General features: G+C 35.3%; 23 protein-coding genes and 4 pseudogenes. 10 read left to right on the forward strand and 17 right to left on the reverse strand.

Translation table 11 applies throughout. The features are described from left to right. Nucleotides 1-240: 240 nt before the first annotated feature. Nucleotides 241-585: pseudogene (locus tag AA637_RS15065) on the reverse strand (IS4 family transposase); the annotation flags it as partial. A gap of 166 nt (nt 586-751) precedes the next feature. On the opposite strand from AA637_RS15065, the gene AA637_RS15070 reads away from it, so the two are divergent. The 3 genes and pseudogenes from AA637_RS15070 to AA637_RS15080 form a co-directional block, all read left to right on the forward strand. Continuing rightward, nucleotides 752-2116, forward strand: a complete 1365-nt coding sequence (locus tag AA637_RS15070) for a GTPase domain-containing protein (RefSeq protein WP_446684637.1) — start codon at nt 752-754, stop codon at nt 2114-2116. Between the two features lie 548 nt (nt 2117-2664). Beyond that, nucleotides 2665-2868, forward strand: a pseudogene (locus AA637_RS15075) (Tn3 family transposase); the annotation flags it as partial. A 106-nt stretch (nt 2869-2974) separates the two neighbouring features. Further along, nucleotides 2975-3340, forward strand: a pseudogene (locus tag AA637_RS15080) (Tn3 family transposase); the annotation flags it as partial. Nucleotides 3341-3605: 265 nt separating this feature from the next. Here AA637_RS15080 and AA637_RS15085 read toward each other — a convergent pair. Both AA637_RS15085 and AA637_RS15090 read right to left on the reverse strand, forming a co-directional pair. After that, nucleotides 3606-4145 carry a transposase gene (locus AA637_RS15085; protein ID WP_446684698.1) on the reverse strand — a complete coding sequence of 180 codons (540 nt, stop codon included), beginning with the start codon at nt 4143-4145 and terminating at the stop codon, nt 3606-3608. A 2-nt stretch (nt 4146-4147) separates the two neighbouring features. Then, the gene (locus tag AA637_RS15090; protein WP_446682652.1) at nt 4148-4444 is read right to left on the reverse strand and encodes a transposase; all 297 of its coding nucleotides are present in this window, start codon (nt 4442-4444) and stop codon (nt 4148-4150) included. 55 nt (nt 4445-4499) lie between these two features. Between AA637_RS15090 and AA637_RS15095 the strand changes: the two are divergent. Further along, a pseudogene (locus AA637_RS15095) lies at nt 4500-4958 on the forward strand (tyrosine-type recombinase/integrase); the annotation flags it as partial. A 934-nt stretch (nt 4959-5892) separates the two neighbouring features. Here AA637_RS15095 and AA637_RS15100 read toward each other — a convergent pair. Further along, entirely contained in the window at nt 5893-9291 is a 3399-nt protein-coding gene (locus tag AA637_RS15100) for an HsdR family type I site-specific deoxyribonuclease (protein ID WP_446684638.1), read from the reverse strand. Nucleotides 9292-9343: 52 nt separating this feature from the next. Between AA637_RS15100 and AA637_RS15105 the strand changes: the two genes are divergently transcribed. Both AA637_RS15105 and AA637_RS15110 read left to right on the forward strand, forming a co-directional pair. Next, nucleotides 9344-9619: a type II toxin-antitoxin system Phd/YefM family antitoxin gene (locus AA637_RS15105; RefSeq protein ID WP_446684639.1), complete on the forward strand. Its 276-nt coding sequence runs from the start codon at nt 9344-9346 to the stop codon at nt 9617-9619. Next, a complete protein-coding gene (locus AA637_RS15110) occupies nt 9616-9993 on the forward strand; it encodes a type II toxin-antitoxin system VapC family toxin (RefSeq protein ID WP_446684640.1) in 378 nt (125 codons plus the stop codon). Before AA637_RS15105 ends, AA637_RS15110 begins: the two co-directional genes overlap by 4 nt. On the opposite strand, the gene AA637_RS15115 is transcribed toward AA637_RS15110, so the two are convergent. The 12 genes from AA637_RS15115 to AA637_RS15170 form a co-directional block, all read right to left on the reverse strand. Beyond that, nucleotides 9986-10180: a DUF4926 domain-containing protein gene (locus tag AA637_RS15115; protein WP_446684641.1), complete on the reverse strand. Its 195-nt coding sequence runs from the start codon at nt 10178-10180 to the stop codon at nt 9986-9988. The genes AA637_RS15110 and AA637_RS15115 overlap by 8 nt on opposite strands. A 183-nt stretch (nt 10181-10363) precedes the next feature. Then, nucleotides 10364-10732, reverse strand: a complete 369-nt coding sequence (locus AA637_RS15120; RefSeq protein WP_446684699.1) for a restriction endonuclease subunit S — start codon at nt 10730-10732, stop codon at nt 10364-10366. Between the two features lie 434 nt (nt 10733-11166). After that, on the reverse strand, nt 11167-12030 hold the full coding sequence (locus AA637_RS15125; protein ID WP_446684642.1) for a tyrosine-type recombinase/integrase: 864 nt from the start codon (nt 12028-12030) through the stop codon (nt 11167-11169). A 368-nt stretch (nt 12031-12398) separates the two neighbouring features. Continuing rightward, on the reverse strand, nt 12399-12647 hold the full coding sequence (locus AA637_RS15130) for a type II toxin-antitoxin system prevent-host-death family antitoxin (protein ID WP_446684643.1): 249 nt from the start codon (nt 12645-12647) through the stop codon (nt 12399-12401). A 40-nt stretch (nt 12648-12687) separates the two neighbouring features. Beyond that, nucleotides 12688-12903, reverse strand: a complete 216-nt coding sequence (locus AA637_RS15135; RefSeq protein WP_069790975.1) for a CopG family ribbon-helix-helix protein — start codon at nt 12901-12903, stop codon at nt 12688-12690. Nucleotides 12904-12907: 4 nt separating this feature from the next. After that, on the reverse strand, nt 12908-13330 hold the full coding sequence (locus AA637_RS15140; RefSeq protein WP_446684644.1) for a putative toxin-antitoxin system toxin component, PIN family: 423 nt from the start codon (nt 13328-13330) through the stop codon (nt 12908-12910). Between the two features lie 76 nt (nt 13331-13406). Next, nucleotides 13407-13751, reverse strand: coding sequence for a type II toxin-antitoxin system PemK/MazF family toxin (locus AA637_RS15145; RefSeq protein ID WP_446684645.1), 345 nt, complete (start codon nt 13749-13751; stop codon nt 13407-13409). After that, nucleotides 13745-13987, reverse strand: coding sequence for an AbrB/MazE/SpoVT family DNA-binding domain-containing protein (locus AA637_RS15150; protein ID WP_069790883.1), 243 nt, complete (start codon nt 13985-13987; stop codon nt 13745-13747). The genes AA637_RS15145 and AA637_RS15150 overlap by 7 nt, the downstream gene beginning before the upstream one ends. 292 nt (nt 13988-14279) lie before the next feature. Further along, a complete protein-coding gene (locus AA637_RS15155) occupies nt 14280-15212 on the reverse strand; it encodes a hypothetical protein (RefSeq protein ID WP_446684646.1) in 933 nt (310 codons plus the stop codon). A gap of 68 nt (nt 15213-15280) precedes the next feature. Then, nucleotides 15281-17575, reverse strand: coding sequence for a DUF262 domain-containing protein (locus AA637_RS15160; protein ID WP_446684647.1), 2295 nt, complete (start codon nt 17573-17575; stop codon nt 15281-15283). Nucleotides 17576-17792: 217 nt separating this feature from the next. Further along, on the reverse strand, nt 17793-19052 hold the full coding sequence (locus AA637_RS15165) for a vWA domain-containing protein (RefSeq protein ID WP_446684648.1): 1260 nt from the start codon (nt 19050-19052) through the stop codon (nt 17793-17795). A 2-nt stretch (nt 19053-19054) separates the two neighbouring features. Beyond that, nucleotides 19055-19753: a MerR family transcriptional regulator gene (locus tag AA637_RS15170; RefSeq protein WP_446684649.1), complete on the reverse strand. Its 699-nt coding sequence runs from the start codon at nt 19751-19753 to the stop codon at nt 19055-19057. Between the two features lie 742 nt (nt 19754-20495). On the opposite strand from AA637_RS15170, the gene AA637_RS15175 reads away from it, so the two are divergent. Then, nucleotides 20496-21554: an IS701 family transposase gene (locus AA637_RS15175; RefSeq protein ID WP_446684650.1), complete on the forward strand. Its 1059-nt coding sequence runs from the start codon at nt 20496-20498 to the stop codon at nt 21552-21554. 129 nt (nt 21555-21683) lie between these two features. Here AA637_RS15175 and AA637_RS15180 read toward each other — a convergent pair whose 3' ends face one another. Continuing rightward, nucleotides 21684-21965 carry a hypothetical protein gene (locus tag AA637_RS15180; protein WP_446684651.1) on the reverse strand — a complete coding sequence of 94 codons (282 nt, stop codon included), beginning with the start codon at nt 21963-21965 and terminating at the stop codon, nt 21684-21686. Between the two features lie 493 nt (nt 21966-22458). Between AA637_RS15180 and AA637_RS15185 the strand changes: the two genes are divergently transcribed. The 3 genes from AA637_RS15185 (at nt 22459) to AA637_RS15195 (ending at nt 24313) form a co-directional block, all read left to right on the forward strand. Further along, nucleotides 22459-23655: an RNA-guided endonuclease InsQ/TnpB family protein gene (locus tag AA637_RS15185; protein WP_446684652.1), complete on the forward strand. Its 1197-nt coding sequence runs from the start codon at nt 22459-22461 to the stop codon at nt 23653-23655. 140 nt (nt 23656-23795) lie between these two features. Continuing rightward, a complete protein-coding gene (locus AA637_RS15190) occupies nt 23796-24053 on the forward strand; it encodes a type II toxin-antitoxin system Phd/YefM family antitoxin (RefSeq protein WP_446684653.1) in 258 nt (85 codons plus the stop codon). Nucleotides 24054-24058: 5 nt separating this feature from the next. After that, the gene (locus AA637_RS15195; protein ID WP_446684654.1) at nt 24059-24313 is read left to right on the forward strand and encodes a Txe/YoeB family addiction module toxin; all 255 of its coding nucleotides are present in this window, start codon (nt 24059-24061) and stop codon (nt 24311-24313) included. The last annotated feature ends 271 nt before the right edge of the window (nt 24314-24584 follow it).

Below are 24584 nucleotides of genomic sequence, written 5' to 3' on the forward strand. Positions count from 1 at the left end.
TCTAAATAAAATTCGGAACTTTGTCACAGTTAATCTGTAGTATTTAAGAAATATTGTAAGACTATTATATAACCTTTACTATTAGGTGGTTTCAGCTACTTTGCCGATTTTGCAGTTTCCCTAGCTTTACGCCAAAATGGGCAAGTTTGATTTAAATAACTTATCAATTAACGCTAAAAACTAATTTATTTGTACTGAGTTTTTGAAGACTGCCCCTCATGACACAAACCCTATGTTTCCCCCATTATGCACAACCCCCAAAACAAAAATGTTAAAACAAGTTGAACCAAAATTCCACTGAGTTCTATCGATACTTAATACCCATGGTTGAGGTATTTTCATCAGTTTGACGATAGTTTTAGCTACCTGAGTAAAATTTAGGTCAAACTGAGCAAAAAATCTCTGTAATCTTTTATAACTTGATTCTGGTTTGGCAGATGTGCAAAAAGCTAGGGAAAGGCTCGTTAAGTCAACGGTGCGCACTCTAATTAGTGCCATCAAGAATAATGCCAGAAAATTGAGTCTTGCACCATGCCATGGTAAATGTTGTTTCAAAGTATCCCGAAGTAAGTTAACCTGATTCATAGGAGCATTTGTGTGGTTTTTTGTTAACTTCTATCAAACCTCCTACCTTCCTACATTGCAACCCCTTTCTTTATTTTTTTGTCCTGTACTGAGCCTTTTTTCATATCATTACAGTATGCAATAATTAATCAGATTATTTAACAATATAAACTAGCAAAGCAAAAAAATGCACGAGATCAATCTTTCAGTCGCTGGCAAAGCCAATTCAGGGAAAACTACATTAACAAGATCTTTATTGAATAAAGAAGTAGGAGAAGTAAGAGATGAGGCTGGCATTACCAAAGAATCCTCAATACACAAACACCCCACTGCCACTGCAACAAATTTTGAGTTCAACATTATAGACACACCTGGTTTTGAAAATGCTCAAGCGATTATCACGGCAAAAAAATATGTTGGAGATCTAGATATATTCAATGATCCTGACCCAGATTGGGCGCTTGATCTTATAGCTCTAAAGTCTGTGATGAAATCAACCATAGTTTTGTATTTAGGATCACTAGAGGTCTCACCCACTAACGATCACAGAGATGAAATAACATTAATCAAACAATATACAAACGCTCCCATTCTTGGGATTCTTACGAAAGAGAAAGCTACATTAAGAGCATTTGATAACGATCAAGAGGCAGTTGATAACAGAATAAGATTATGGCAAAATATGTGTGAAAGCAGTAAATGCCGTGATGTTATCCAATTAGATGGAATAAATGATAATCCGACAAGTATTTTGAACCTTTTTGAAACGATTGAGAAACATTTACCTGATGACGAGAAAAAATATTTTGCAACCGCAATTGCCAATTTTTGGGACGACAATCAGAAAGCAATTGATATAGCAACAGAAATGTTGGCGACTAGCATTCATACTTGTCAGAGCTTTAGAAAACAAAAAAATAATGTCCCATTTCGTGATAAAGATTCCACTATCACAAGATACGAACTCGAGCTAGAACAAGAAGTACAAACTGAAGACTTCTACTTTCGGAGAAAGATTGAATCATTATTCAAGTTAGTAAGTGCTTCTCACCGTATTAATAATTTTAATAATGCAGATGTACAGGACAAAACACAAAATAATTTTGGATTTATTGTTGCTAGAATAGCGTCAGATGCCACAACTACGGCTTTTACTGCAGGTTTACTTGGCATAGTGATCGGATTTGCTATAGCTGGACCTCCAGGAGCATTGGCAGGTTTGGCTTGGGGTACTGGGACAGGAGGCGGTACTGCCGCTATTGGAAGTACAGTTAAAAATGTAAGAAATACCGAAAAAAGTTGTGATATTGTTGTATCATTAAGCAATGATAATCTTGATGGTATTGCAAGAAGTGGGGCAAGTATTATTGAGATAATGAGTAATCAGCTTCGTGGTGCGGGAGAAAACATACAAACATCAGATTTCCAAAAAACATTTCAAAGATTTTTCAGAGAGAGAAGTGAAAGTAGAGATTGGAAAAGTGCAGATATACAAACTAAAAAGCAATATATAACAGAAATATTAGAGGAAAATAGAGTTGTTGCGAGATAGGAGATAATAGAAAAAACTGACTAAGTGGAGAGAAGTAAAATGTTCAATATTGACAAAATACTTAATCAAGATCGACTCCTCAGAGGCACCACAGGATTGAATCGCAAAGCATTTGACGATTTATAAGGCGGAAACATAGGGTTCGTGCAATCAAGTGCAACTTGATTAAATTTAATTAAAGTTAGTCAATTTTTAGCCTTTATTGATAAGTTATTTAAATGTAACTTCCCCAAGAATAGTCATTTATGGGGAAGTTATTTTAAATATATATTGCAAAGACTTAATTTACTGTTCCTAAGCATAGCCTCACCAAACATCATTTATGGGCAAGTTCAAATTAAGACACCCTCAGCACCCCCTCTATTAATATTTAACTGCATACTATTTGATATTTATCAAATACTTATTCATTAATATATTTGTAAAACTTATCATTTGAGATAAAAAAAAAGCTTTAGCAATCAAAGAATAAAAAAGAGTGAAAATATTGCTATATATAGTCTTTAGCTTCTCACTGCCCCTCATGACATGAACCCTATGTTTCCGCCTACATGGATGCAGCCTTAAATCAACTACAAAGCCAACAAATCATTTATCCAGAAGATGTGGCTCGTTTGTCTCCTCTGGGGTTTGAGCATATAAATATCCTGGGGCGATATAGCTTTAATTTATCTGAAGATTTGAAGAATGGTGCGATGCGTCCTTTGCGTGATTGGAATGATTTAAATGAATTTGAAACTGAGCTTTATTAGTAACTATATTCTATTTCCTCTCTGGGTTTGCAAGGGCTGTAAATATTGATACACAATACTTTCAGCCTTAGCGTTGTTTTTCTCTCACTTGCTACTCAAACCCCTCTTATGTCAATATTTACAGTCAGAGGAGTTACGTCAGGAGATTAATGCTGGTTTAAATGTGGTGGAAAACTGGAATAGTACTAATGGTTTTATTTTCTATGGTAAGAGTGGGGAAATCTCTACTAATCAACCAACTGAACAGTTATTGGCCGTTTTATCTCTGCATTTATTGCAAGTATGCTTGATTTATGTCAATACTTTAATGATACAGGAAGTTTTAAGTAGTTCGAGTTGGAATAATCAATTAACCAAAAATGACCAACGTGCTTTAACGCCTCTGATTTATAGTCATATCAATCCTTACGGTACATTTCATTTGGATATGAATGAGCGACTTGTGCTTAAGATGGAGGAAGAGGTGAGATGATCATGAAACGTACCAGTGCTAAAGTTAAAGCTAGGGCTATCGCTAAGTTATTAAGGGATGAACATCCTGATTACAATTATCTTAAAAGTGTTTTTCGGCATCTGCGTACTGAGTTAAATATTGAGGTAACTCATTCTGAAAAGAAATTACCAAAAGTTCCCACCGAAGAAGAGTTGCATAAATATTATCAAGCTGTTTGGAAAACTAGTAATGTGCAGGATATGGTGATTATTAAGACTTTTCTCTATAGAACCCATTTGGTATCTCAGGAAGCAGTGAGTCTTTTTAAAAGTAATCGAATAAAACATAAGTTAACTTTTTGGGTGGAGTTGAATAAGGTTCTTTCAAAGTTTTTGACCAAATTTTTACATCTTTCCATCCAAGCATTAGATCTTTCAATGATCCATCTTGCTTTGACTACCACAAATCCTTTTTTTCCTTCTGATTTTTTTTGTTCAGAAGAGATTTTGCCTGATTTTTCCATACGAATTTTCTTTCCAATTTGTGGATAAACTTTTTCTAATTCCCTCATGATAAAATCAGGATGATAACCCGAATCCACGAGGATCGTAATTTTATGAACATTCATGGGTTTGGCACGAAAATAATCTATGTTCTCACTCAACATCATGATTAATCCTCGATCATCGGAAACACTTGCCTTTGTGCAACAAGTGAAAAAAGGAAATCCCAGACTATCCACTGCTAAATGTCTTTTAATACCATTGGTGAGTTTATACCTACAAAATCCTTTACTCTCTACTCCTGCACTACAAGTATTTTGTACTGCTTGAGAATCAATGATTATTAATCGAGTCCAAGTGGATTTTTTTTTACTTTTTCCCTTAGTTGCTTATGAAGCTCACACATCACCATTTCAAAGATACCCTCTTTTTTCCAGTTTTTATAATGCCAGTAAACTGTAGAATAAGGCGGTAAATCCTTGGGTAAATCAGACCAATTACAGCCATTTTTGAGTTGATAAAAAATACCATCCCAAATTTGTCTTTTAGACCACTTTGGTGGACAAGTTCGTTTCTTTTTTGGTAACAGAGGTTTGATTACTTCCCATTCTTCATCACTTAGACTGCTAGAATATGCCATCCTTCTATTTCTCTATGTTTTCATCTCAATATTCTACTAGATACCAAATGGGTTCTATACGGGTGTCAGAGTTTCGGAGTTAGTTAATATTCGATTGGAAGATGTGGATTTTGATCGTTGTCAGATTCGGATTAATTCAGGGAAAGGGGGAAAGGATAGAATAGTTCCGTTTCCTATTTCTTTTAAGGAAGTTTTGGCTATGCACGTTGATAAGATGAAGGGTAAAAGGGCTAATTATTTATTCGAGTCTAATCGACATCAAAAATATAGCGATCGTGGAATCAGAAAGATTTTGACGAAGTATGCGGACAAAGCAGAATTGGATCATTCCATTTCACCTCATCAATTACGACATTTTCTGTTGACTTGGCTGAAAAGACAAGGAATTGATGATGCTTTAATTCAACCCTATTCTGGTCATTCTTCTCGACAGTCGTTAGAAGTTTATTCTCGCTTAAGTTTAAATGAAGCTCAGTCTGCTTATAACAATGTTATGTCTAAGTTCCCTCTCTGACTTATCTACAGCTACTTTGCCGATTCTGCAGCTTCCCTAGCTTTACCCCTATTACGGCGCATGGGGGTAGGCGGAAACATAGGGTTGGTGCAACGAAGTGCAACTTGATAGAATTTGGTTAAAGTTGGTCACTTTTTAGCCTCGATTAATAAGTTATTTAAATCAAACTTGTCCAAGAAAAGTCATTTATGGAGAAGTTATTTAAAGTATGTATTGTAAAGAGTTAATTAACTGTTCATAAGTATAGCCTTACTAAACATCATTTATGGGCAAGTTTAGATTCTGTCATCCTCATCATTTAACTTTGCAATAGTTGACTCCATATTATTTGATATTTGTCAAATTAACTATTAAAGCTATATTTGTAAAACTTATGGTTTTAGATAATACCATGTGTAGTATCATTTTTTAACTAAAACCTTGAAAGAGTCATATAGCAATGGTTGTTTTGTAAGTTGCACTTCGTTGCGCGAACCCTATGTTTCCGCCTTCTTCTTTATTTCGTATTTGCCTTTGGTCAATTTATGTTTTAGCACTTTCTTATAGTTACAAATGAAATACATAATATTTGACCTTTATTGGCGTAAAGCTAGGGAACGTGTAACCTTGTGCCAACTCAATAACTGAAGTTCTGAATTTAAAATTGATTTGGCACTTATCATCAAATTTTGCCTAAAAACTAAAAATAATGCCATAAATTCTTAACAAACTGACAAAAAAGTACCGACACTACCCAAAATCAGAACTTTTTATGTTCTATAGAGAATATATTTAGTTACTTTCAGTAACGGGTGAAACCTTTACAATGATTGTATTTCAGCGAGTTGGCACTAAATTACAGCTTCCCTAGCTTTACCCCGAAACATAGGGTTCGTGTGATGAGGAGCAGCGTTCAAACAATAAGTTTTTAGCCTCGATTCATAAGTTATTCAAATTAAACTCGTGACTTTGTAAACACCTGAGCCTGTTCTAAAACTAACTCAGTGGCGAGTTTAGCCATATCAGGGGGATAACCATATTGTCTCAATAATCTTTTGACCATTACTTTCATTCTCGCTCTCACACTTTCCTTCAAATTCCAATCAATAGAAGCATTTTTCTTGATTTTCTCAGTGAGTGCGATCGCCAAGAGTTTAAGTTCATTAACCCCCATAACATCCACAGCACTCTGATTTTGAGCAAGGGCATCATAAAAAGCTAACTCATAGGGTTCTAACCCCAATTCCTCCCCCCTCCTATCGGCTTGGGTAACATCTTGGGAAATATTCAGTAATTCATCAATAACATCCTTCACCGTAATTACATGGCTGTGATAACGGCGTAATGAATCCTCCAGCATCTGCGTTAATTTGCGACTCTGCACCACATTAACCTTACGACGAGTGCGAATCTCATCCTTAAGTAACTTCTCCAACAATTCTACCGCTAGGTTTTTATGTTCCATGCCCCGTACCTCTGCGATAAACTCATCAGAGATGATAGAAATATCAGGATTTTTAATCCCCGCTTGGTCTAAGATATTAACCACCGTGTCAGATACCAAAGCCTGATCTACCACCTGACGAATAGCAGTCTCAATGTCACGGTTACTTAAACTATCCTCTTGGGGTTCTAACTTATAGACACTGGCTTGGATAGCTTGGAAAAAAGAAATTAACTCCCCCTTAGCTAACGCCTCTGGGTGGGGTACAGCGAGGGAGTAGGCTTTAGATAAGGCGATTACCTCCCTTATAAACCTTTCCTTAATATCAGGGTTACAAACGTAATCCGTGGCTTTGATGAGAATATTTAACTTCTCCCCCGTTTCAGCTTTAAAGTAATGCTCATAATCAAAACCATAGAGTATTTGTTCTACCACTTCTACCTTTGATAGTAGTAACCCTAAAGCCACCTCCTGATCTAAAGTAGGCTGTCCTTTTCCGCCACTTTCAGCATAGAAACTAAGGGCTTTTTTAAGCTCACTAGCCAAGCCCAAATAATCTACCACTAAGCCCCCCTGCTTCTCAAAATAAACACGGTTAATACGGGCGATCGCCTGCATGAGATTATGAGCCTTTAGGGGTTTATCAATATACATAGTATGAAGACAAGGAGCATCAAACCCCGTGAGCCACATATCACAGACAATGACCATTTCCAACTCATCCTCCCCATCCTTGAGCCGTTGGGCGAGAATTTGACGGTCTTTTTTATTGGTATGGTGTTTAACTAACCTTTCCTCATCGGAAGCATTAGCCGTCATTACCACCTTAATTTTACCCTTGGTAAGTTCTTGATTATGCCAATCAGGGAGGAGTTTAATAATTTCCCCATAGAGATTAACCGCAATAGAACGACTCATGGTAACTATCATTGCCTTACCACGGTTAACCTTCTGCCGTTCTTGAAAATGATTAACAATATCCTCAGCAATAACCTGTAACCTTGTGGTAGCTCCCACTAGGGCTTCTAACTGAGTACCTTTAGCCTTAGCTTTTTGGGTACTGCTCAAATCCTCAAACTGTAAATCTTCCTCCAACTCCTCAAGAAGCTGTTTTCCCCAATCATTTAACCCTAAACTAACCAAGCGACTCTCATAATAAATAGGCACTGTTGCCCCATCCCTAACCGCTTGGGCAATATCATATATATCAATGTAGTTACCAAATACTTCTTTAGTGTTTTTATCGGTTTGTTCAATGGGTGTGCCTGTAAAACCGACAAAGGTGGCATGGGGTAAAGCATCCCGAATATAACGGGCAAAGCCATATTTGGTTTGTTTGCCTACCACCTTACCTGTTTCATCTTTTATATCCACTTGTTTAGCCTTGAAACCATATTGGCTACGGTGAGCTTCATCGGCAAGGACAATTACATTGGAGCGGTCTGATAATTGGGGATAGAGGGTTTCACCATCGGTGGGGGCAAATTTCTGGATGGTAGAAAAGACAATGCCCCCCGATGCTACCTGTAATAATTCCTGCACTTTGGTTCTATCTTCGGCTTGTTGGGGTGCTTGGCGTAGTAGCTGACGACAACTGGCGAAGGTATCAAATAACTGGTCGTCTAAGTCGTTACGGTCGGTGAGGACGAGTACGGTAGGATTATTAAGGGTTTTACTTAATACTAATTTACCTGCTAAAAATACCATTGAGAGGGATTTACCGCTCCCTTGGGTATGCCAAATGACACCCCCCCTTCTATCTCCACTATTGTTTAAGCTGATGCTTTCTTTTTGGGTTTGTGGGGGAGTTTCCCCTTGGGCTTCTGGTTGATTGTTTCCTTCACTTATTCTTTGGGTTTGTGAGAGATTTTCTCCCAGAGTTTTAGCCTGATTTTCTGGTTTATTTTGTCCTTGGCTTTCTTGTAGGGTGTTGGTTGGACTTTCTCCGTGGCTGTTGCTTTGAGTGTCTTCTGGGGTTTTTCCTTTAATTCCTCCTTGGGTTTGTTGGGAAGTGCATGAACCCATACCAGAAGCACGAATGATACTTTCTAGGGCTTTGTTAACGGCATAATATTGATGATAGGCGGCGATTTTCTTAGTCTTCTTGATGGTAACTATATTGGTTTTGGAGTCTTGGGTTTGGGTAGCTTCAAATACGGTAAAGTGGCGGATTATATCGAGGAGGGTATTTTTGTTCAGCATTCCCTCGGTTAAGACTTGCAATTGGTTGATGTGGTCTTCTTTTGTTTTACCATCCTTAGTTTTCCATTCCATGAAGCGGTTATAATCGGCAGACAATGAACCTGCTTTGGCGGTGATACCATCGGATATTACTAACAGGGCATTGTAGGTAAATAGGCAGGGTATTTCCCTTTTATAGGTTTGCAGTTGGTTAAAGGCTTTGTAGGTATCGGCTTTAGCATCGGAGGGGTTTTTAAGCTCAATAACTACTAAGGGTAAGCCGTTGATGAAGAGGATAATATCAGGACGGCGGTTATGGTTATCTTCTATGACGGTGAATTGGTTAATGGCTAAAAACTCGTTATTGTCTGGGTTTTGCCAATCAATTAACCATAGTTGTTCTCCTCTGGTTTCCCCTTCTTTTTGATATTCAATGGTGATACCTTCGCTTAAGTATTGGTGGAAGGTTTCGTTATTACTGATTAAGTCGGGGCTGGTTATATTGAGTAATTCTCGGAGGGCTTGTTGTCGGCAGTATGGGGGTATATCGGGGTTAATTCTGCCCAGAACGTTTTCTAGTCGGGTTTGTAGCACTACATCACTAAAACTTTCTCGCTCTTGGTTAATCCCTTCTGGTTGAATATCATAACCGCAGATATAGCTATAACCTAGATTTTGTAAGATGTCTAGGTTAAATAGTTCGATTTCGTCTTCAGTGGTGTATTTCATAGTTTCTTGTATCTTCCTATAATAAAGTTATACCAACACTTTACTTTTGACCATGTTAAAAAAGACTTTTGATGTCAATTTATTGAAAGATGGTTTATCGGAGTTATTATCAGCTATTCAAAATCAAGAAGAAGTAACTTTAATTCGTGATGGTGTACCGTTAGCAAAAGTTTTACCTTTTCCATTTAATGAGGAAAAAGTGACTGGGGATAATAAGTTATTAAAGCCTCGCACTGCTGGTGGTTGGGAAGGACAAATTTGGATGGCGGATGATTTTGATGATGAGTCTCCCGAAATTAACGCTATGTTTTACGGGGAAGATGAATGAAGTTTTTGTTAGATACTCATATTCTTTTATGGTGGTTAGGAAATGAGCCAAAATTATCACCCCAAATAAGAGCGGTTATGAGTAATCCTGAAAATACAATTTTTGTTAGTGCGGCAACGGTATGGGAAATGTCAATAAAAAAGTCTTTGGGGAAGTTGTCTGTGCCTAATAACTTATTAGAAAAGCTGAAGGATAATAATTTTATTGTTTTAGATATTACAGCAGAGCATGGATTAAAGGTAACAGATTTACCATTGCATCATAAAGATCCTTTTGACAGAATGTTAATTGCTCAAGCTATGATTGAAGGCTTAACGATTATCACCGTTGATACTAAGTTTCCTCTCTATGAGATACCTTTACTGACTAACTAATTTTTGATAAAACCATTAGTTGTTTTTCGGTTAACATTTCTAAGGCATAGGCTTTTCCTGTGCGATCTGAAAATTCCACTTCAAATATTCCTGGTTCGTATTCTTCAACTATTGTGCCTACTTGCCCACGATAAAGGTTAATTTCTGGCAAGTCTTCTAATAATGCTACGACATCTAAAAGTTTCATGTTTTTTTTGCTCCTTAAAGTAGATAAAAGGCGACTAAACGGGAAAATTCTCAATAGTTAGATTTAATGCAGATTGAAAAACCCTAGCTTTATGTTGTCCGTCTCAATGATTTATATTTAAAGAATAATCTCTTAATTTATTATCATCAATTAAGCTCATCTCTGGGTTGGCTAGTTTCATTTTCACTCCTTCACTCTTATCTGTCCGCTCATTAGTTTAGGTAGTAAAGCATCACGGGTTTTTGTTAAGGTTTGAATTTGCGAATAATTTAACTCAATTTTTCTAAATATAGGTTTTACTATTTGATGATACTTAGCAATAATTTTCAACTCAGGCATTATTATTTCTATATTCGAGAAAGTTTTTGTGTTTACATTAAATGTCGTTGTTCCTCCACTTCCTAGTAATTGTAAATATTCATATAAGCCTTTAATTTTAAAAAAAAGGTATTCTAAATATTTATTATCATATAAAATTATTGAGTTTATTTGTTGATTAGTATGTGCTTTTTTAGTATTAATAGTAACGGGGCTTGAGTAGCAACCGTACAGAAAACCACGCTAAGGCTAAAGTTCTCTCTCTGTCTAAGTTTCAAGAACCTATTTTTTAGACATGATCACTGTATTAATTAAACTAAGGTCTATTTGGTACAGAAATCTACTACGAGATTTCAAGCGTTTGAGGGTGATAAATTTTAGAGGGTTTAATTGGTACAGTTCTTATCGGGGTTTCTTGTACAAATGCTACTCAAACGCCGATAAATAGGTTTAAGGAAGAAAAAAGACTAAAACTTTTGCTAAGTATAGCTTTGAGCTTCTCACTGCCCCTCATGACACCAACCCTATGTTTCCCCCTACTCGAACCCCATATTTAACTATTCTCTTCAAAAATAAAATAGTAACTAGTAATCGCTCAAGGACCAAAACTAGCTCCTAACATAGCTGAGGGAAGTATTAACCAATATTTTTGTTACCTTATCCCATAACTATCCCATATCAATATAACTACTACTCCCTTCAGTCTCCCTCAAACAAAGATATTTCTGCGTAGTAGTAATAGAAGAATGACCCAAAGACTGCATCAACAAAGATAAATCACAGCCATTTCTTAAACTCTCCGTGGCATGGGAATGTCTTAACCAATGGGCAGATATATCTTCATTGACTCCTACCTTTAAGGCTATCTTTTTAATCATATAAAACACCGTATTACTCCTCAAAGGATGATGGCGCAAAGGAGCGTGAAACACCCAAGGATTATCCCCTTCCCTTATCATTAATAACTCCTCATACATATAATTAGGAACTAATAACTCTCGTTTTTTATTACCCTTACCAATAACCTTTATCTTTACCTCCCCCCCAGGGAGAAAGTAAAAATCATCCCACCGCATCTTTAATAACTCCGACACCCTTAAACCCAGAGCAAATAAAAACTTAATTATCAATCCATCCCTAATGCACCTTGCCCCCTCCACCAGCTTTTTAACATCCTCCACAGTTATTAACTTAGTGCTAATTTGTTCATGCACCACAGGAGGCTTCACCACCACACAAGGACTCATGGCAATATATCCCACCTTTACAGCATAGGTAAATAAAGACTTAATACTATTGAGTTTTTGAGAGATAGTAGCAGGTTTATAACCCTTCATCTCCAACATCGTACGATAATCCTGTATATCCTCCACCCTAGTTTCTTTGAGAGTCAAATTACAAAAAGATAACCACTGCTCATAACTCTTCAAATAACGCTGTCGAGTTATAGCAGAAGGCTTAGAATAAAGCCAACTTAACACCAAATCCTTATCCGTATTGGCTCTGGTGATTGATATGGGTTCATGATCCATAATTTTTACTCATAATAGTAGTGAATAAAAGGGTTTGTTTTATTCAAATATAAAAATATTCTTAAGAATTTATCCCCGTCAGGATACTCTTAATTTTATATCTATTCGTTCAATGGGGTAAAGCTAGGGAAGTTGCAAAATTGACAAAGTAGCTGAAGCTAACTCATAAAAGAGGTTTTAGCTTATTCTATATAGCTCAATATTTACAAAACTTAACATCAGTGTCCAATTCTGCGCTTATCTCGGCTTTACCCCAATCCCAAAAGTCACGAGGTTTAAGGATGGAAATATCTTGAATAGGGGGTTGCGCTTCCTCTTAGAATCCATTCGGTTTTAACCAATGGAGTATCAATAGGCGAATGGAGGAATTAATCATTTGCTAATAACTCTTGTAGTTTATCCTCCGTTAGACCCTTTTCTAAAGCTCTATTTCCAATATTTGCCCTAAATTGTTGGAATTCTTGAAGATTAATTCTTGTAATTCTTTGATAATTTTCTATGGACATAATAACAGCAACATCACGATTTTTTTTCTGTATGGTGATAGGTTCACGCTGTGCTTGATTAATGACATTGCCAAAAGTTTGCTTCGCTTCGGTGGCAGAAATAAATCGCATAACTTAATTTAAGTGTTAGTAATATTGATTATTGTTTATTTTAAAAACTAGCGTCTAACTTGTCTAATAAAGCCAACCCTTGTTGAATATCACCTTTACTTGCCATAACTTGAAAACGATTAAAAGTATCAAATTCAGCAATAGCTTTAGTAGAAAATTCCTCCATTAATTTATTAACACTAATCCCCCTAGTTTGTGCCAACTGTTTCAATCTTTCATGTTTATCATCAGGAAGTCGAATCGTTAAAGTTGCCATTATATTATACCTCTAAAAAATATTCTGGTTGAATAATTTGTAACTGAGGAAACAGTAATTCTGCACCTCGAAAATCTTTAATATTATTAGTTATAATAAACTGAGCATTACCAGCCAAAGCTAATTCTATTAAGTAATTATCAGCTTCATCTTTAAGATTAGGTCGCCATAAATAGTAAATTGAGGTCCAGCGACAAACACTCATAAAGGAAGCTAATAAAATTTCTATTTCAGCTAAATTTAAAGGGAACTTTTTGATAATCTCATCTCTATTAATTAAAGATTCATATTCAGCAAATAAACTATTACCCATTAAAGGTAAATATTTACCCTCTAAACATCCCCTAATAACCCCTCTGGATGCCCCAGATTTACTAATAACAGCACTAATAAAAATATTTGTATCAACTACTATCTTAACAGTCATAAGCAAATGATAGCATATATGCTGTCACTTGTTCCTAACGTTCAACCTGCAATAAGGGGCAGTGAAAAGTGAGTTGCTAACCTATTAAAGTTTCTAATTTTGCCAAAACTTCATCAATGAGTGAGAGCGGGGATTCTTCGACAAAAGTAGTTTGTCTAGCAACACAATCAACTGCTCTAATTTGATCAACTAAAACAACTCCATGGGTTTGCATTTCTGAAGGTAATTTCACTTCAAAAACCCATCCTTTTTGACGACTGGTAATAGGGCAAATTAAAATAATTTTGGAAATTTGATTATAAGCAATAGGTGATAGAACAAGAGCAGGACGATAACCTGATTGTTCGCTACCAGTGCGAGGGTTCAATTCGAGTTTAACAATATCACCACGTTGGGGAATGCGATTATCGATTTTTACCAAACTTCTTCTCCTATGGTGTCACCCCAATCTAATTCATCATGTTGCATTTCAGGAGTAACATTTTTTAATAATTCTTCTAGGGTATATTTTGGTTTGGCAGGGGTAAGAATAATCTTATTGTCTTCAATGGAAATATTTAATAATTCTCCTTCTTGTAACTTAACCTGTTGAGTGATGGCTTGAGGAAGTCTAATACCCAATGAATTTCCCCACATACTTATCTTCTGGGTAATCATATTTTTGCTCCAGACAAAATGTTTATACATTAAATATACTGTAAAGATGATAAGGTTTGAGAGTAACTTTTTGTTTCTTCACTGATAAACGGCGGGTATCTTAGCTTAATTCTCACATCAGTAAAATCAAGGTTTTTTGACATTCACCCCCACTAAACCTTCGCTTTAACGGGGGATTGTCCCATCGCTAGGAGAGTTTCCTCTTTCCACGAGTTCCCTTACCAACCTCTATTGCTAGGGGAAGGCAGAGGGGATTCTCTCCAGAGGCTGTAAATTAACATTACTCAAACTCTTACAATTTCTCCCTAGCAAATTCTGCGACTTTTTCATATTTAGAATTAGTTAATTCCTCTAAAATTTCTTGGGTGACATTAGGATGTTTGATAATTCCTTTTAAAAGGGAGATGGTATCACCTTCTTCTAATGATTCCATTTCCTCGTCTATGGCTTCTTCATAACGCTCATAACAATCATAATTACTTAAATCATTACCACAGCAAAAATCAAGAATAAATGATAAGGATTCCTCGCTTAAATTAAGATTTTCTAAAGCCTTCTCAAGATTAAACTTAGAGTAAGTCACTTCACTGAAGCCTTCTAAAATCATCGCATCTAATAGTTCCGTATCAACTAATTGACGTAAAATATACTCAAAATCTTGATAGGCATTGACACGCTCATCAACTTCATCATCGGTATATTGTAATAAAACTGTAGTCGCAAAGTCCTTATTGATAGTTTTATCATCATCTATGCCATCAAAAACCTCATAAAAATAAAAAGCATCACCTATGATGACATAAGTCTTGGGAATAACATCAACAATCAAATACTCTGCTTCATTACAACTTTCATTAAGTTTGGGTGCTTTGTAAGTTCGTTTCCAGAGTTTTAGTAATCCTTTCAGAGTGTAGGAAGGAGAACAAGCGGATATTTGATCAAGATCATAGTCATAAAGGCTGGTATAGTCTCCCTCTACTAAATCATAAGCTATTTGCTCATGAAATTTGATTGCTTCTTGATCATCTAATAAGTCAATAAGTTGATACAAATAATCAGGAAATTTAATAACCTCATCCTCTATTTCTGGATTATATTCTAAGTTATTGGCTTTTTTTTGAGCGTTAAGTTGTTGACAATAGGCAATACATTTTTCCTCGTCTCCGTCTTCTTGTGCTTGTATATAGGCTTTTGAACGTTCAATGGCTTTTTCGGCTGTAATCATGATATTTTGTCAATAGTTTGGTTAGTATATTTATGCAGTATTGATTTAGTTATTTGTTGAAAAATTAGTTAAACATTTTCATCGATGCCGAAATGTTTATATAATTTCTCCCGTGTTTCCTGATGACGTAAACGACAACAGGTATGCTGAATCGCAAACATTCCTTTTTCCCAATAGGCTTCATTTTTCGGTAATGTTTTTAGCCATTTTACTTTGACAAAATATTCGCACAAATCCAAATCATCAAACTCATGATCTATGTTTTTTGATTTGAGGGGGGCTTCCCAAATAGGTACTTTTTCCCCATTAATTTCTATGGCAAAATCTTTGACGGGGACAACGGTTTTTTCGACAATTCCCACACCTACATAACCACTACCACAATAATTAACAAAGATTCGATCCCCTTCAGATAAATTTTTGAGAGTTTGACTATACCATTTACCATCACCACCAGAGATAAAACCGTATTCTTGCCAATCTTCCCAAATGCGATCGCCCTCGCTAAAATTAACATAAAAATCTGGACTTTCTATTAAGTCTTTCTTTTTCGTTTTTGTTTTTTTTTGTTCAGATGTAGGAATAATTGATTGTTCTAAATTCCAAAGATTGAGCAACATTTCTAAATATTCTTGTTGATTATATTCAACTATTTGCTCATTCCATTTATTTTGATAAATTAGTTGCGTTGTAAGAGGGAAAATTGTAACTTTCCCCGTATCTTCTTTTTCTTTTTTTTTCTTGTCTTTATATAAATCTTTTTTTTCCTCATCATCATTTTCTTTGAGTCCGAAATACTTAGTTTTTTTCACTTTAAAATCATAATTTTGAGCTTCGGAATTTTTCTTACGAGAAAGTAAAACTAAATTACCCAAACGATGTACCCAGTTTTCCCTTGCTTCATCTTGCCAAATTTGACACCATTCACTATCAGGTTTCGGATTTTGCGGTAAAACGTGTTCAATGGTAACTACCTTTTCATCAAAACTAGGGCTTAAACCGCCTTCGGCAAGAGCAGAATCTAATCTTTTTAACACATATAAACGGCTACGGGTTTGTAGATATAAATCACCATCAAGAATCTGAATAATTTGATTTTGTTCTTCCCCAGACAATAATTCTTTAGTAAGTGCGATCGCCTTTTCTGCCCCTTCATCAATAGCATCTAAAACCTTTGCATATCTTCTACCTCTTTCATTAATGTCTGCCCGAAGAATCATTAAACCTGCCGCTAATCTTTCTAAATTAACGAAGAAATTTTTGATCTCAAATGTGTTGTTATGATGTTTAACTAAAAAATAAATTGCAGGGGGTAACCAATCAGAATTATCTATCAAATTTAACCATCCAAAAAGGCGATTAACTTGTTTTTCTTCTTCTTCATTATCACAACTAAACCTTTGATCTCTAATAACTTCAAATTTATCAGAACAAGGTTTTAAAACTTTATCAATAAACTCAGTAGGATTTTCTTGGGGTTTAATTCTTTTACGATATTCCGTTAATAAACCGAGTTTTTGTTTTTCCCTTAATTTAATGCGATGAATATGGGAGAATAAGCCTTCAAAATCTTTTCTGCCTAAATCGCTCTCTTCTTTATCCCAAATTTGAGTATATTTTTCTTTGTTGTTTTTTCCTTCAATATTTCCAATAATCTCTGATTTTAAAACATCATTTAACTGTAAATCTAAACCACGACTATTAATTGTGGAAAAAATACGATATGCTGTTTCAAAAGAATCAGTAGAAACTACCACTAAATAACATTTATTTAAAAGATTTATATATAAGTGTAATATCCATTGTTCTATTGATAAATTATCAGGACATCTTTCTTTTAATTCTTTAATTAAAATAATAGTATTATCTCTCAATAGTTTTTCACTATCCGTTTGTAAACCAGCATCTTTTGTTAATAATTCTTCTAACTTTTTATCATCACGAATATACTTTGCAAAAAAATCATTATCCTGAGATCTCAACTGTAAACCATATTCTATTATTGCTCCAGTAATATCTTCTCCTTCCAATAACTGACTAATTTTAGAGCGAGTTTTATGATTTTCAGGCAGTAAATGACGAAAAACCGACAATAAAAGAGTTAAAGTGGTTAAACGTTGTTGACCATCAATTACTTCTGCATTGGGTTTACCATCTTCTTTAATTAAGATAATACTACCGAAAAAATAATCAGGATGATCTTGGTCTAGTGGGTAAGGGAAAGCATCAATTAAATCATCAATTAATTCTAAAACTTGATCTTTTGTCCACGCATAAGGGCGCTGATAAGATGGAATCGTAAACTGATAATTAGTTAAATTAAAAATTTTGTTGAGTTGTTCTTCTGTTGCTTTGATAGTCATATTTTTATGTATTAATAATTAAGATATTAGAATTATTCACTGATTATTTTTTTATTGATAATGCTCAGTACAGGACAAAAAAACAAGGAAAGGGGTTGCAATAAAAGAAGGTAGGAGGTTTGATAGAAATTAACAAAAAATCAAACAAATCCTCCTATGAATCAGGTTAACTTACTTCGTGATAGTTTGAAAAAACATTTACCATGGCACTGTTTCTTTATGGACGATTACGGCGTTTTTGATAATTTTGATATTGGGCATTTTTACGCATAGATTGACGATTACCTTCTTCCAAATCTTGCAATAAATTATCCATTTCAGCCATTTCAGGTGCCATCATCTCAAGGGATATACCAGAGTACATTATCTCTTGCTTTGCCATCTGTAAACGTTGTCTTGAGCCTTCCATATCACCGCTATCAAGACTTTTTATAGCCTCCTCCTTAGCTCGACTAGCCATTAACTGAGCAACTTTTGCCTTTACTTCTTCGTTAAAAGGATAGTTATTCAACTGGGTAGAATTAACCACAGGTAACTCTAACTGGTGGTGAAATACCTTTCTTGATTGGGTTTCATTATCATCATAGGCAAGACGTAATTTAAGCAGAGGCACTGATTTGGACATGGCAGGGATTTTTAATCGTAACACTACATCAATATGGTTTCCTGCTATTAAATTGGGTAATTTATAACGACCAAATTCTGTTTTCTCAAAATCATTAAATACATCTACCAATTCCACAGAAGAAAGGGCTTTAATTCCTAAACTCACCTTTTGCCCGATGGTTGCCATAATGCCCTGTAATTCAGCACTAAAGATACTTGGTAACTGGTCTGGGTTTTGGATATAGTAATAGTTACCATCCCCAGAAAGAGCCATTCCCTGCATCAAATCCTCATTAAAATCATCACCGATACCCATGGTTGTGGTGCTAACTCCCCGTTGACTTAAGCCATGAACGCTATTACCAATAACATCAGGATTAGTTTCCCCTATATTGGCTAAACCATCGGATAACAAGATAACTCGATTCAAATACTCAGGTTGTAGATGTTGACTAACTTGGGTTGCACCCTCTAACCAACCATCATATAAAGCTGTCATACCATCAGGCTGGATTTTTTCGATGCGCTTGATGATATTAGATTTATCCGTAACTATCTGGGAGGGGATAATTACTTCTACTTCATCATCATAGATAGTAACGCTGAGGCGATCGCCCTGTACTGTTTCAACATCGCCCTTAGACAACTGCTGTACAGCATAAATGGCAGCTTGACGGGCATACTCCATTTTATCACCGTGCATCGACCCAGAGCGATCTATTACCAATCCTAAATTAAGGGGAGGACGTTGTTGATTCGTTTTAATTTCAGGCACTGTTATCCTGACAACCACATCAAGATTCGTAACCTTATCAGAAGAAATAGCATCCCTTAAACAAATGAATTGCACTTGGGGCTTAACATTGCTCATAATTACCTCTTTTTAAACCATTTACTTAAAATATTGCTTAAATGTTCCATCAAGGATTCCTTTTCCTTGATACTATTGGGATAAAGAAAATCATCACGAATATGTAACTCTAAACCATCCACAACCTTTAAACGAGTCCAATTTTCCCCTTCCGATATATCAGACTCCTCTCCCATCAAAGGAGCGTTATGGGAAGTAGAATTATCCAATGCAGACATAGTACGCTCGTTCTGATTAGAAGGTCTAAATTGGAGGGTAGTAGAGGGTTTGTTTTTCTTTAAATCCGCTAGAAAATCCAATGCAGAGTTGCGAGAACTTGCATTATCACTTACGGTGGGATGAGCTGTAGTAATATTGATTTGCACACCCCCAACTAATAAACTTTTTAACTCCTCATTAGTTTTCGAGGTTAATAAATCGTTAATGGCTGATGTGCCGATACCGTCACTCAATAAACGTTTGATTAACAGTAGCTGTAATAGATGACGATAGTTATAAAAAGCATAACGACTTTGGCGCATGGGTTCATCCATTAATTTTTGACTGGTATAACTACGCACCAGACGGGTGTTAATTTCTTCTTTTACTTTGGTATTACCTTTTATCTCAGGGAAATAGTCGGGTAATAATTGATTTGCTACCTCCACAAATTCATCGATTAGCCATTCTTGATGGCTGTTTTCTAGGCTTTTTAAATCCATATTCTTAATATATCTATTTATTTCTAAAATGTCAATACCATTTTATATTGTAACTGAATCTCTGGTTAATAGAGGTAAAACTAGGGAAAGTTTAACCTTGTACCAACTCAATAACTTAAGTTCCGAGTTTAAAACAATAAACGAGAGAGGGTGGGAGAGATGTTACCTTTTTTTCACCCTTTCTCAAAAACGTGCTAAACCTTATCTAAAATTTATGTTAAAAAGAGGGTGTAACCTATATATATATCAATAGTTACAAAAGTTAATAATATATTTTTATACTTATTAATCGAACTCCCACACACGATACCCCATATACATTTAAGGCGTGTTTTGTCATAAAAAAGCAGTAATCCTTAGCACGAATTATCAAAAAATACTCCGTAACCTATAACGCTCTCATGGGGGTGGAGCGAACGTTGCTTGTTTTATGCCCATCACCCATGGTGATGAAACACGAGAATTATATGATACTAACCCTTTAACCTTGATCTGGTGGTGCAAAAACTACACATCCGTACGCTCCCGATATAGAATAAGCTAAAATTTATACTATTAGTTAGTTTCAGCTATTTTGCCAATTTAGCACCTTTCTTAGGTTTAAGCCTTATTTATAGGTTGAATCGTGCTCCAAATGTAAACTGAGTACCCTCAGATAGTTCCCATCCCTTAAAGCGGTAGCCCGATACTTTTTATTAACTGATGTTACGCACGGGAGTGATAGAAGGGATATGATGAGAAAATGAACAAACAACTGATGGAACTCTATAGCGATTATTTAATCAGTTCTTTCAATGAAGTGACAGCCACGGGTTTATCTTCAGCATTGAAAGGAAATATTAGTCATGATAAAGTAACAAGGTTTCTATCAGAATCGGATTTTGATTCCAAGCAACTCTGGCAATTAGTAAAGCCAGTAATACGGAGAGAAGAGGAAGAAGACGGGGTACTGATATTCGATGACACCATAGAAGAAAAACCTCATACAAAGGAAAGTGAGTTAATTTGTTGGCATCATGACCATAGTAAAAATAGGTCAGTCAAAGGGATAAATATACTTAATTGTGTTTATGGGACAAACCAGAACACCATACCAGTAGCTTTTGAGGTGATAAAGAAACCCATAGAGTTTTGTGAAATTAAAACAAAAAAGAAAAAACGAAGGGGAATGATCACAAAAAATGAATTATTGAGAAAACAATTAATAATTTGTCAAAAAAATGAGCTGAAGTATAAATATGTATTGACAGATAGTTGGTTTGCGGCAAAAGAAAATATGGATTTTATCCGAATAACATTGGGTAAACATTTCATCATGGCATTGAAAAGTAATCGAACGGTAGCCATCAGTGAACAAAAGAAAAAACAGGGTCATTTTATCAGAATTGATGAACTGGAATGGTCAGAAAAGAATCTCAAGTTAGTGTGGTTAAAAGGAGTAGAATTTCCCATACTACTTCATCGACAAATCTTTACAAACAAGGATGATAGCACAGGGATTCTTTATCTAGCCTGTAGTAATTTAGACTGTAATGAAACTGAAATAGAAACAATCTACCAAAAACGGTGGAAAGTGGAAGTTTTTCACAAAACCTTAAAATCTAATACAGGTTTGGCAAATTCACCGACAAAATGTGTTCGCACTCAGTGTAACCATATTTTCATGTCAATATATGCAGCATTTCAATTGGAATGCTTAAAAATTAAACATAAAATGAATCATTTTGCCCTGAGGAGTCGTATCTACATTAAAGCTCTTCAAGAAGCCATGAATGAACTACAACTACTCAAGGTTGCGTAACATCAGTTACTCAGATAAAATAAATCTCTTTGAAAAACAGGACAGTTTAAATCAAGCAATATATTAGCCATTCAATAAATCTTAAAAAACTCCCTTAATTATTACCATCATTAATATTAAGATTTTTAATTAGTCATGATTATCATTAACATGAAATTTAGATGATAAAGAGTTTTCTAACTCCGTCAAATCAGTATGAGAGGGCTTATTCTTACTAGCCCAATCTAAAGCCTCATCAAGTTTGGTAGCATTATCTTTTTCTAATAACCATTGTTCATTATGGGGGATAAATTTACCGATTTTAATAGTCCAAACACCATATTCAGAGTTATCAATTAAGACGCTTTGACCTGCAAACTCTTTTCCCAAGGAAATTTGTCCATTACTACCGATTGTTTTAATTTGTGCCATAGGAATATACTATCTTTGTGCCTTATTATTTTCATAATAACAGCTTTATAGGTCTGAGGAGATGAAGTAAACAACCCTATGCTTGGAAGTTTTAGTAACCCTCAAGCAATAGTAAAAGCTCACAATTAATGCCAAATTCTGAACTGAGAATAAACTAATAACTATCATCGATCTCAGTGATTCTCAGTAAATAGACATACCATTTCAACAGGATCTGGTATGAGAACCTCAAGGCTGAGTATAGATCGATAGATCGTCCTCACTAAAACAATCACGACTTGAAGAATCTTGCCTTGCCTATCGGCTGAAGATAGGGATTCTAACAAGAAATTACCTAAATGTTAGCAGAAAGCCCTCATCATAAACTCAAAAACTTAATTGTTTTGGTGACGGGATGAATGCTAACCAGCAAAAAAAACATCCACAGGATTCCACACAAAATATAATCCTTGTGTTAAGATAAATCTTATGGCAATTAAACCACCATAAAATAATGTTAGTAATAGAAGCTAAGTTATATGGCAACCAACCTCAATACCAAAAATTAGACGAAATGATTCGCACAGCTAGTTTTGTGCGTAATTCTTGTCTTCGTTATTGGATGGATAACGAAAAGGTTGGGCAGTATGATTTATCAAGACTCTGCAAAGAATTAGCTAATGATTTTGAATGGGCGAAGAAACTTAATTCTATGGCTCGTCAGGCTAGTGCTGAGAGAGCTTGGGCTTCTATAAAACGTTTCTATGACAACTGTAAAAATCCATCTATTAAGAAAAAAGGCTTTCCTAAGTTTAAAAAAGGAAGGTCGGTTGAGTACAAGACTTCTGGCTGGCAATTATCAGAGGATAGAAAATCTATTAATTTTCGGGATGGTTTTAAGGCAGGATGGTTTAAGATGCGTGGTGGTTTTGATCTGAACTATTATCAACTCACTCAAATTAAACGAGTAAGAGTTATTCGTAGAGCAGATGGGTATTATGTTCAATTCTGTATCGACCAAGAAAGACAAGAAAATATTGAACCGTCAGGAAATGCTATTGGTTTAGATGTTGGCTTATCTCATTTTTATACTGATTCAAATGGCAATAAAATAGATAACCCTAGACATCTAAGAAGGTCAGAAAAACAACTAAAAAGACTCCAAAGACAAGTCAGCAAGAAGAAAAAAGGCAGTAACTCTCGCAAAAAGGCGATTAAGAGGTTAGGTAGAAAACATTTAAAAATTTCAAGGCAACGTAAAGACTGGCTAGTCAAATTAGCTCGGTGCGTAGTCCAAAATAACGATTTGGTAGCCTATGAAAAATTAACTGTTAAAAATATGGTCAAAAACCATTGTTTAGCTAAGAGTATTAATGATGCTTCTTGGAGAACTTTTTTTGATTGGCTAGAATACTACGGTAAAGTCATGGGCAAAATTGTTTATGGTGTTGCTCCACAATATACCAGTCAAGAATGTCCTAACTGTAAAGTAATAGTCAAGAAAACTCTATCTCAAAGAACCCATATTTGTGAATGTGGTTGTGTAATGGATAGAGATGAAGCAGGGGCAATCAATATTTTAGCAAAAGCATTAAGAGAATTAAGTAGGGGTGGGCAATCCCAAACTTCCAGTCTTGAACTGGTAAACGCTAATGGACACATCAACCTCTGTCAGTTAAGCGAGAGTTTAGCTGATAAGTTGGGTGGTTGAAGTTAGAATCCCCCGTCACAGCGTCAGCTTGACGGTGGGAGAATGTCAATTCCCCGGTAAAAACTAAAGACTAATTTTAGATCAGTAACCAAATAAGTACAGAAATGGTAATATCAGAATAAAAATACTTCCTAAATGTCATGGATGCAATAACTTATACTCAAGCTCGAAAAAACTTTAGTCGTGTGATGAATCAGGTTTGTGAGGATCATGTGCCAATTATTATTACTCGTCAATCAGAAAAACCTGTAGTTATGATCTCCCTCGAGGATTATAGTGCCATGGAAGAGACATTATATTTATTACGCAGTCCAAAAAATGCACAACGACTCTACAAGGCATTAGGAGAATTGAAACAAGGAAAATATCAAAGTCATGAGTTAATTGAAGAGGAATAAGTTTAGTGAAAATTTCCTTTTTAGAAGATGCTTGGCATGATTATTTATATTGGCAGACTCAGGATAAAAAAACTCTAAAAAGAATTAATCAAATTATTAAAGATATACAAAGAAATCCCTTTGATGGTATTGGTAAACCTGAACCATTAAAATTTGATTTAAGTGGATTATGGTCACGACGTATTAATCAAGAACATCGTTTAATTTATCAGGTATTAGATGATGAAATTATTATTATTCAATGTCGTTATCACTATTAGCGTTTTGTAAAAGGAATGAAAAAGTTGTTCCCCTACTCTTTGTACGTCTTCTAAATTCTCGATTTGGGGATTAGCTATCTGATGATGTCAAAAGAGGACACCCGATAAACTTTTCCCAACTAATTGGCTATTTAGATTATCGCCAATTCAAAAAGATGAAAATACAATAATGCGAAAATACAAATTCTTAAAGTTTCAAATTGTTAAATTTTTATATTTTTAAGTTACAATCAAGGTAAATTAGTAAAAAGCTAATAACAAACAAACGCTA

The organism is Cyanobacterium sp. HL-69 (assembly GCA_002813895.1).
In the GTDB taxonomy this organism is placed as follows: Bacteria; Cyanobacteriota; Cyanobacteriia; order Cyanobacteriales; family Cyanobacteriaceae; genus Cyanobacterium.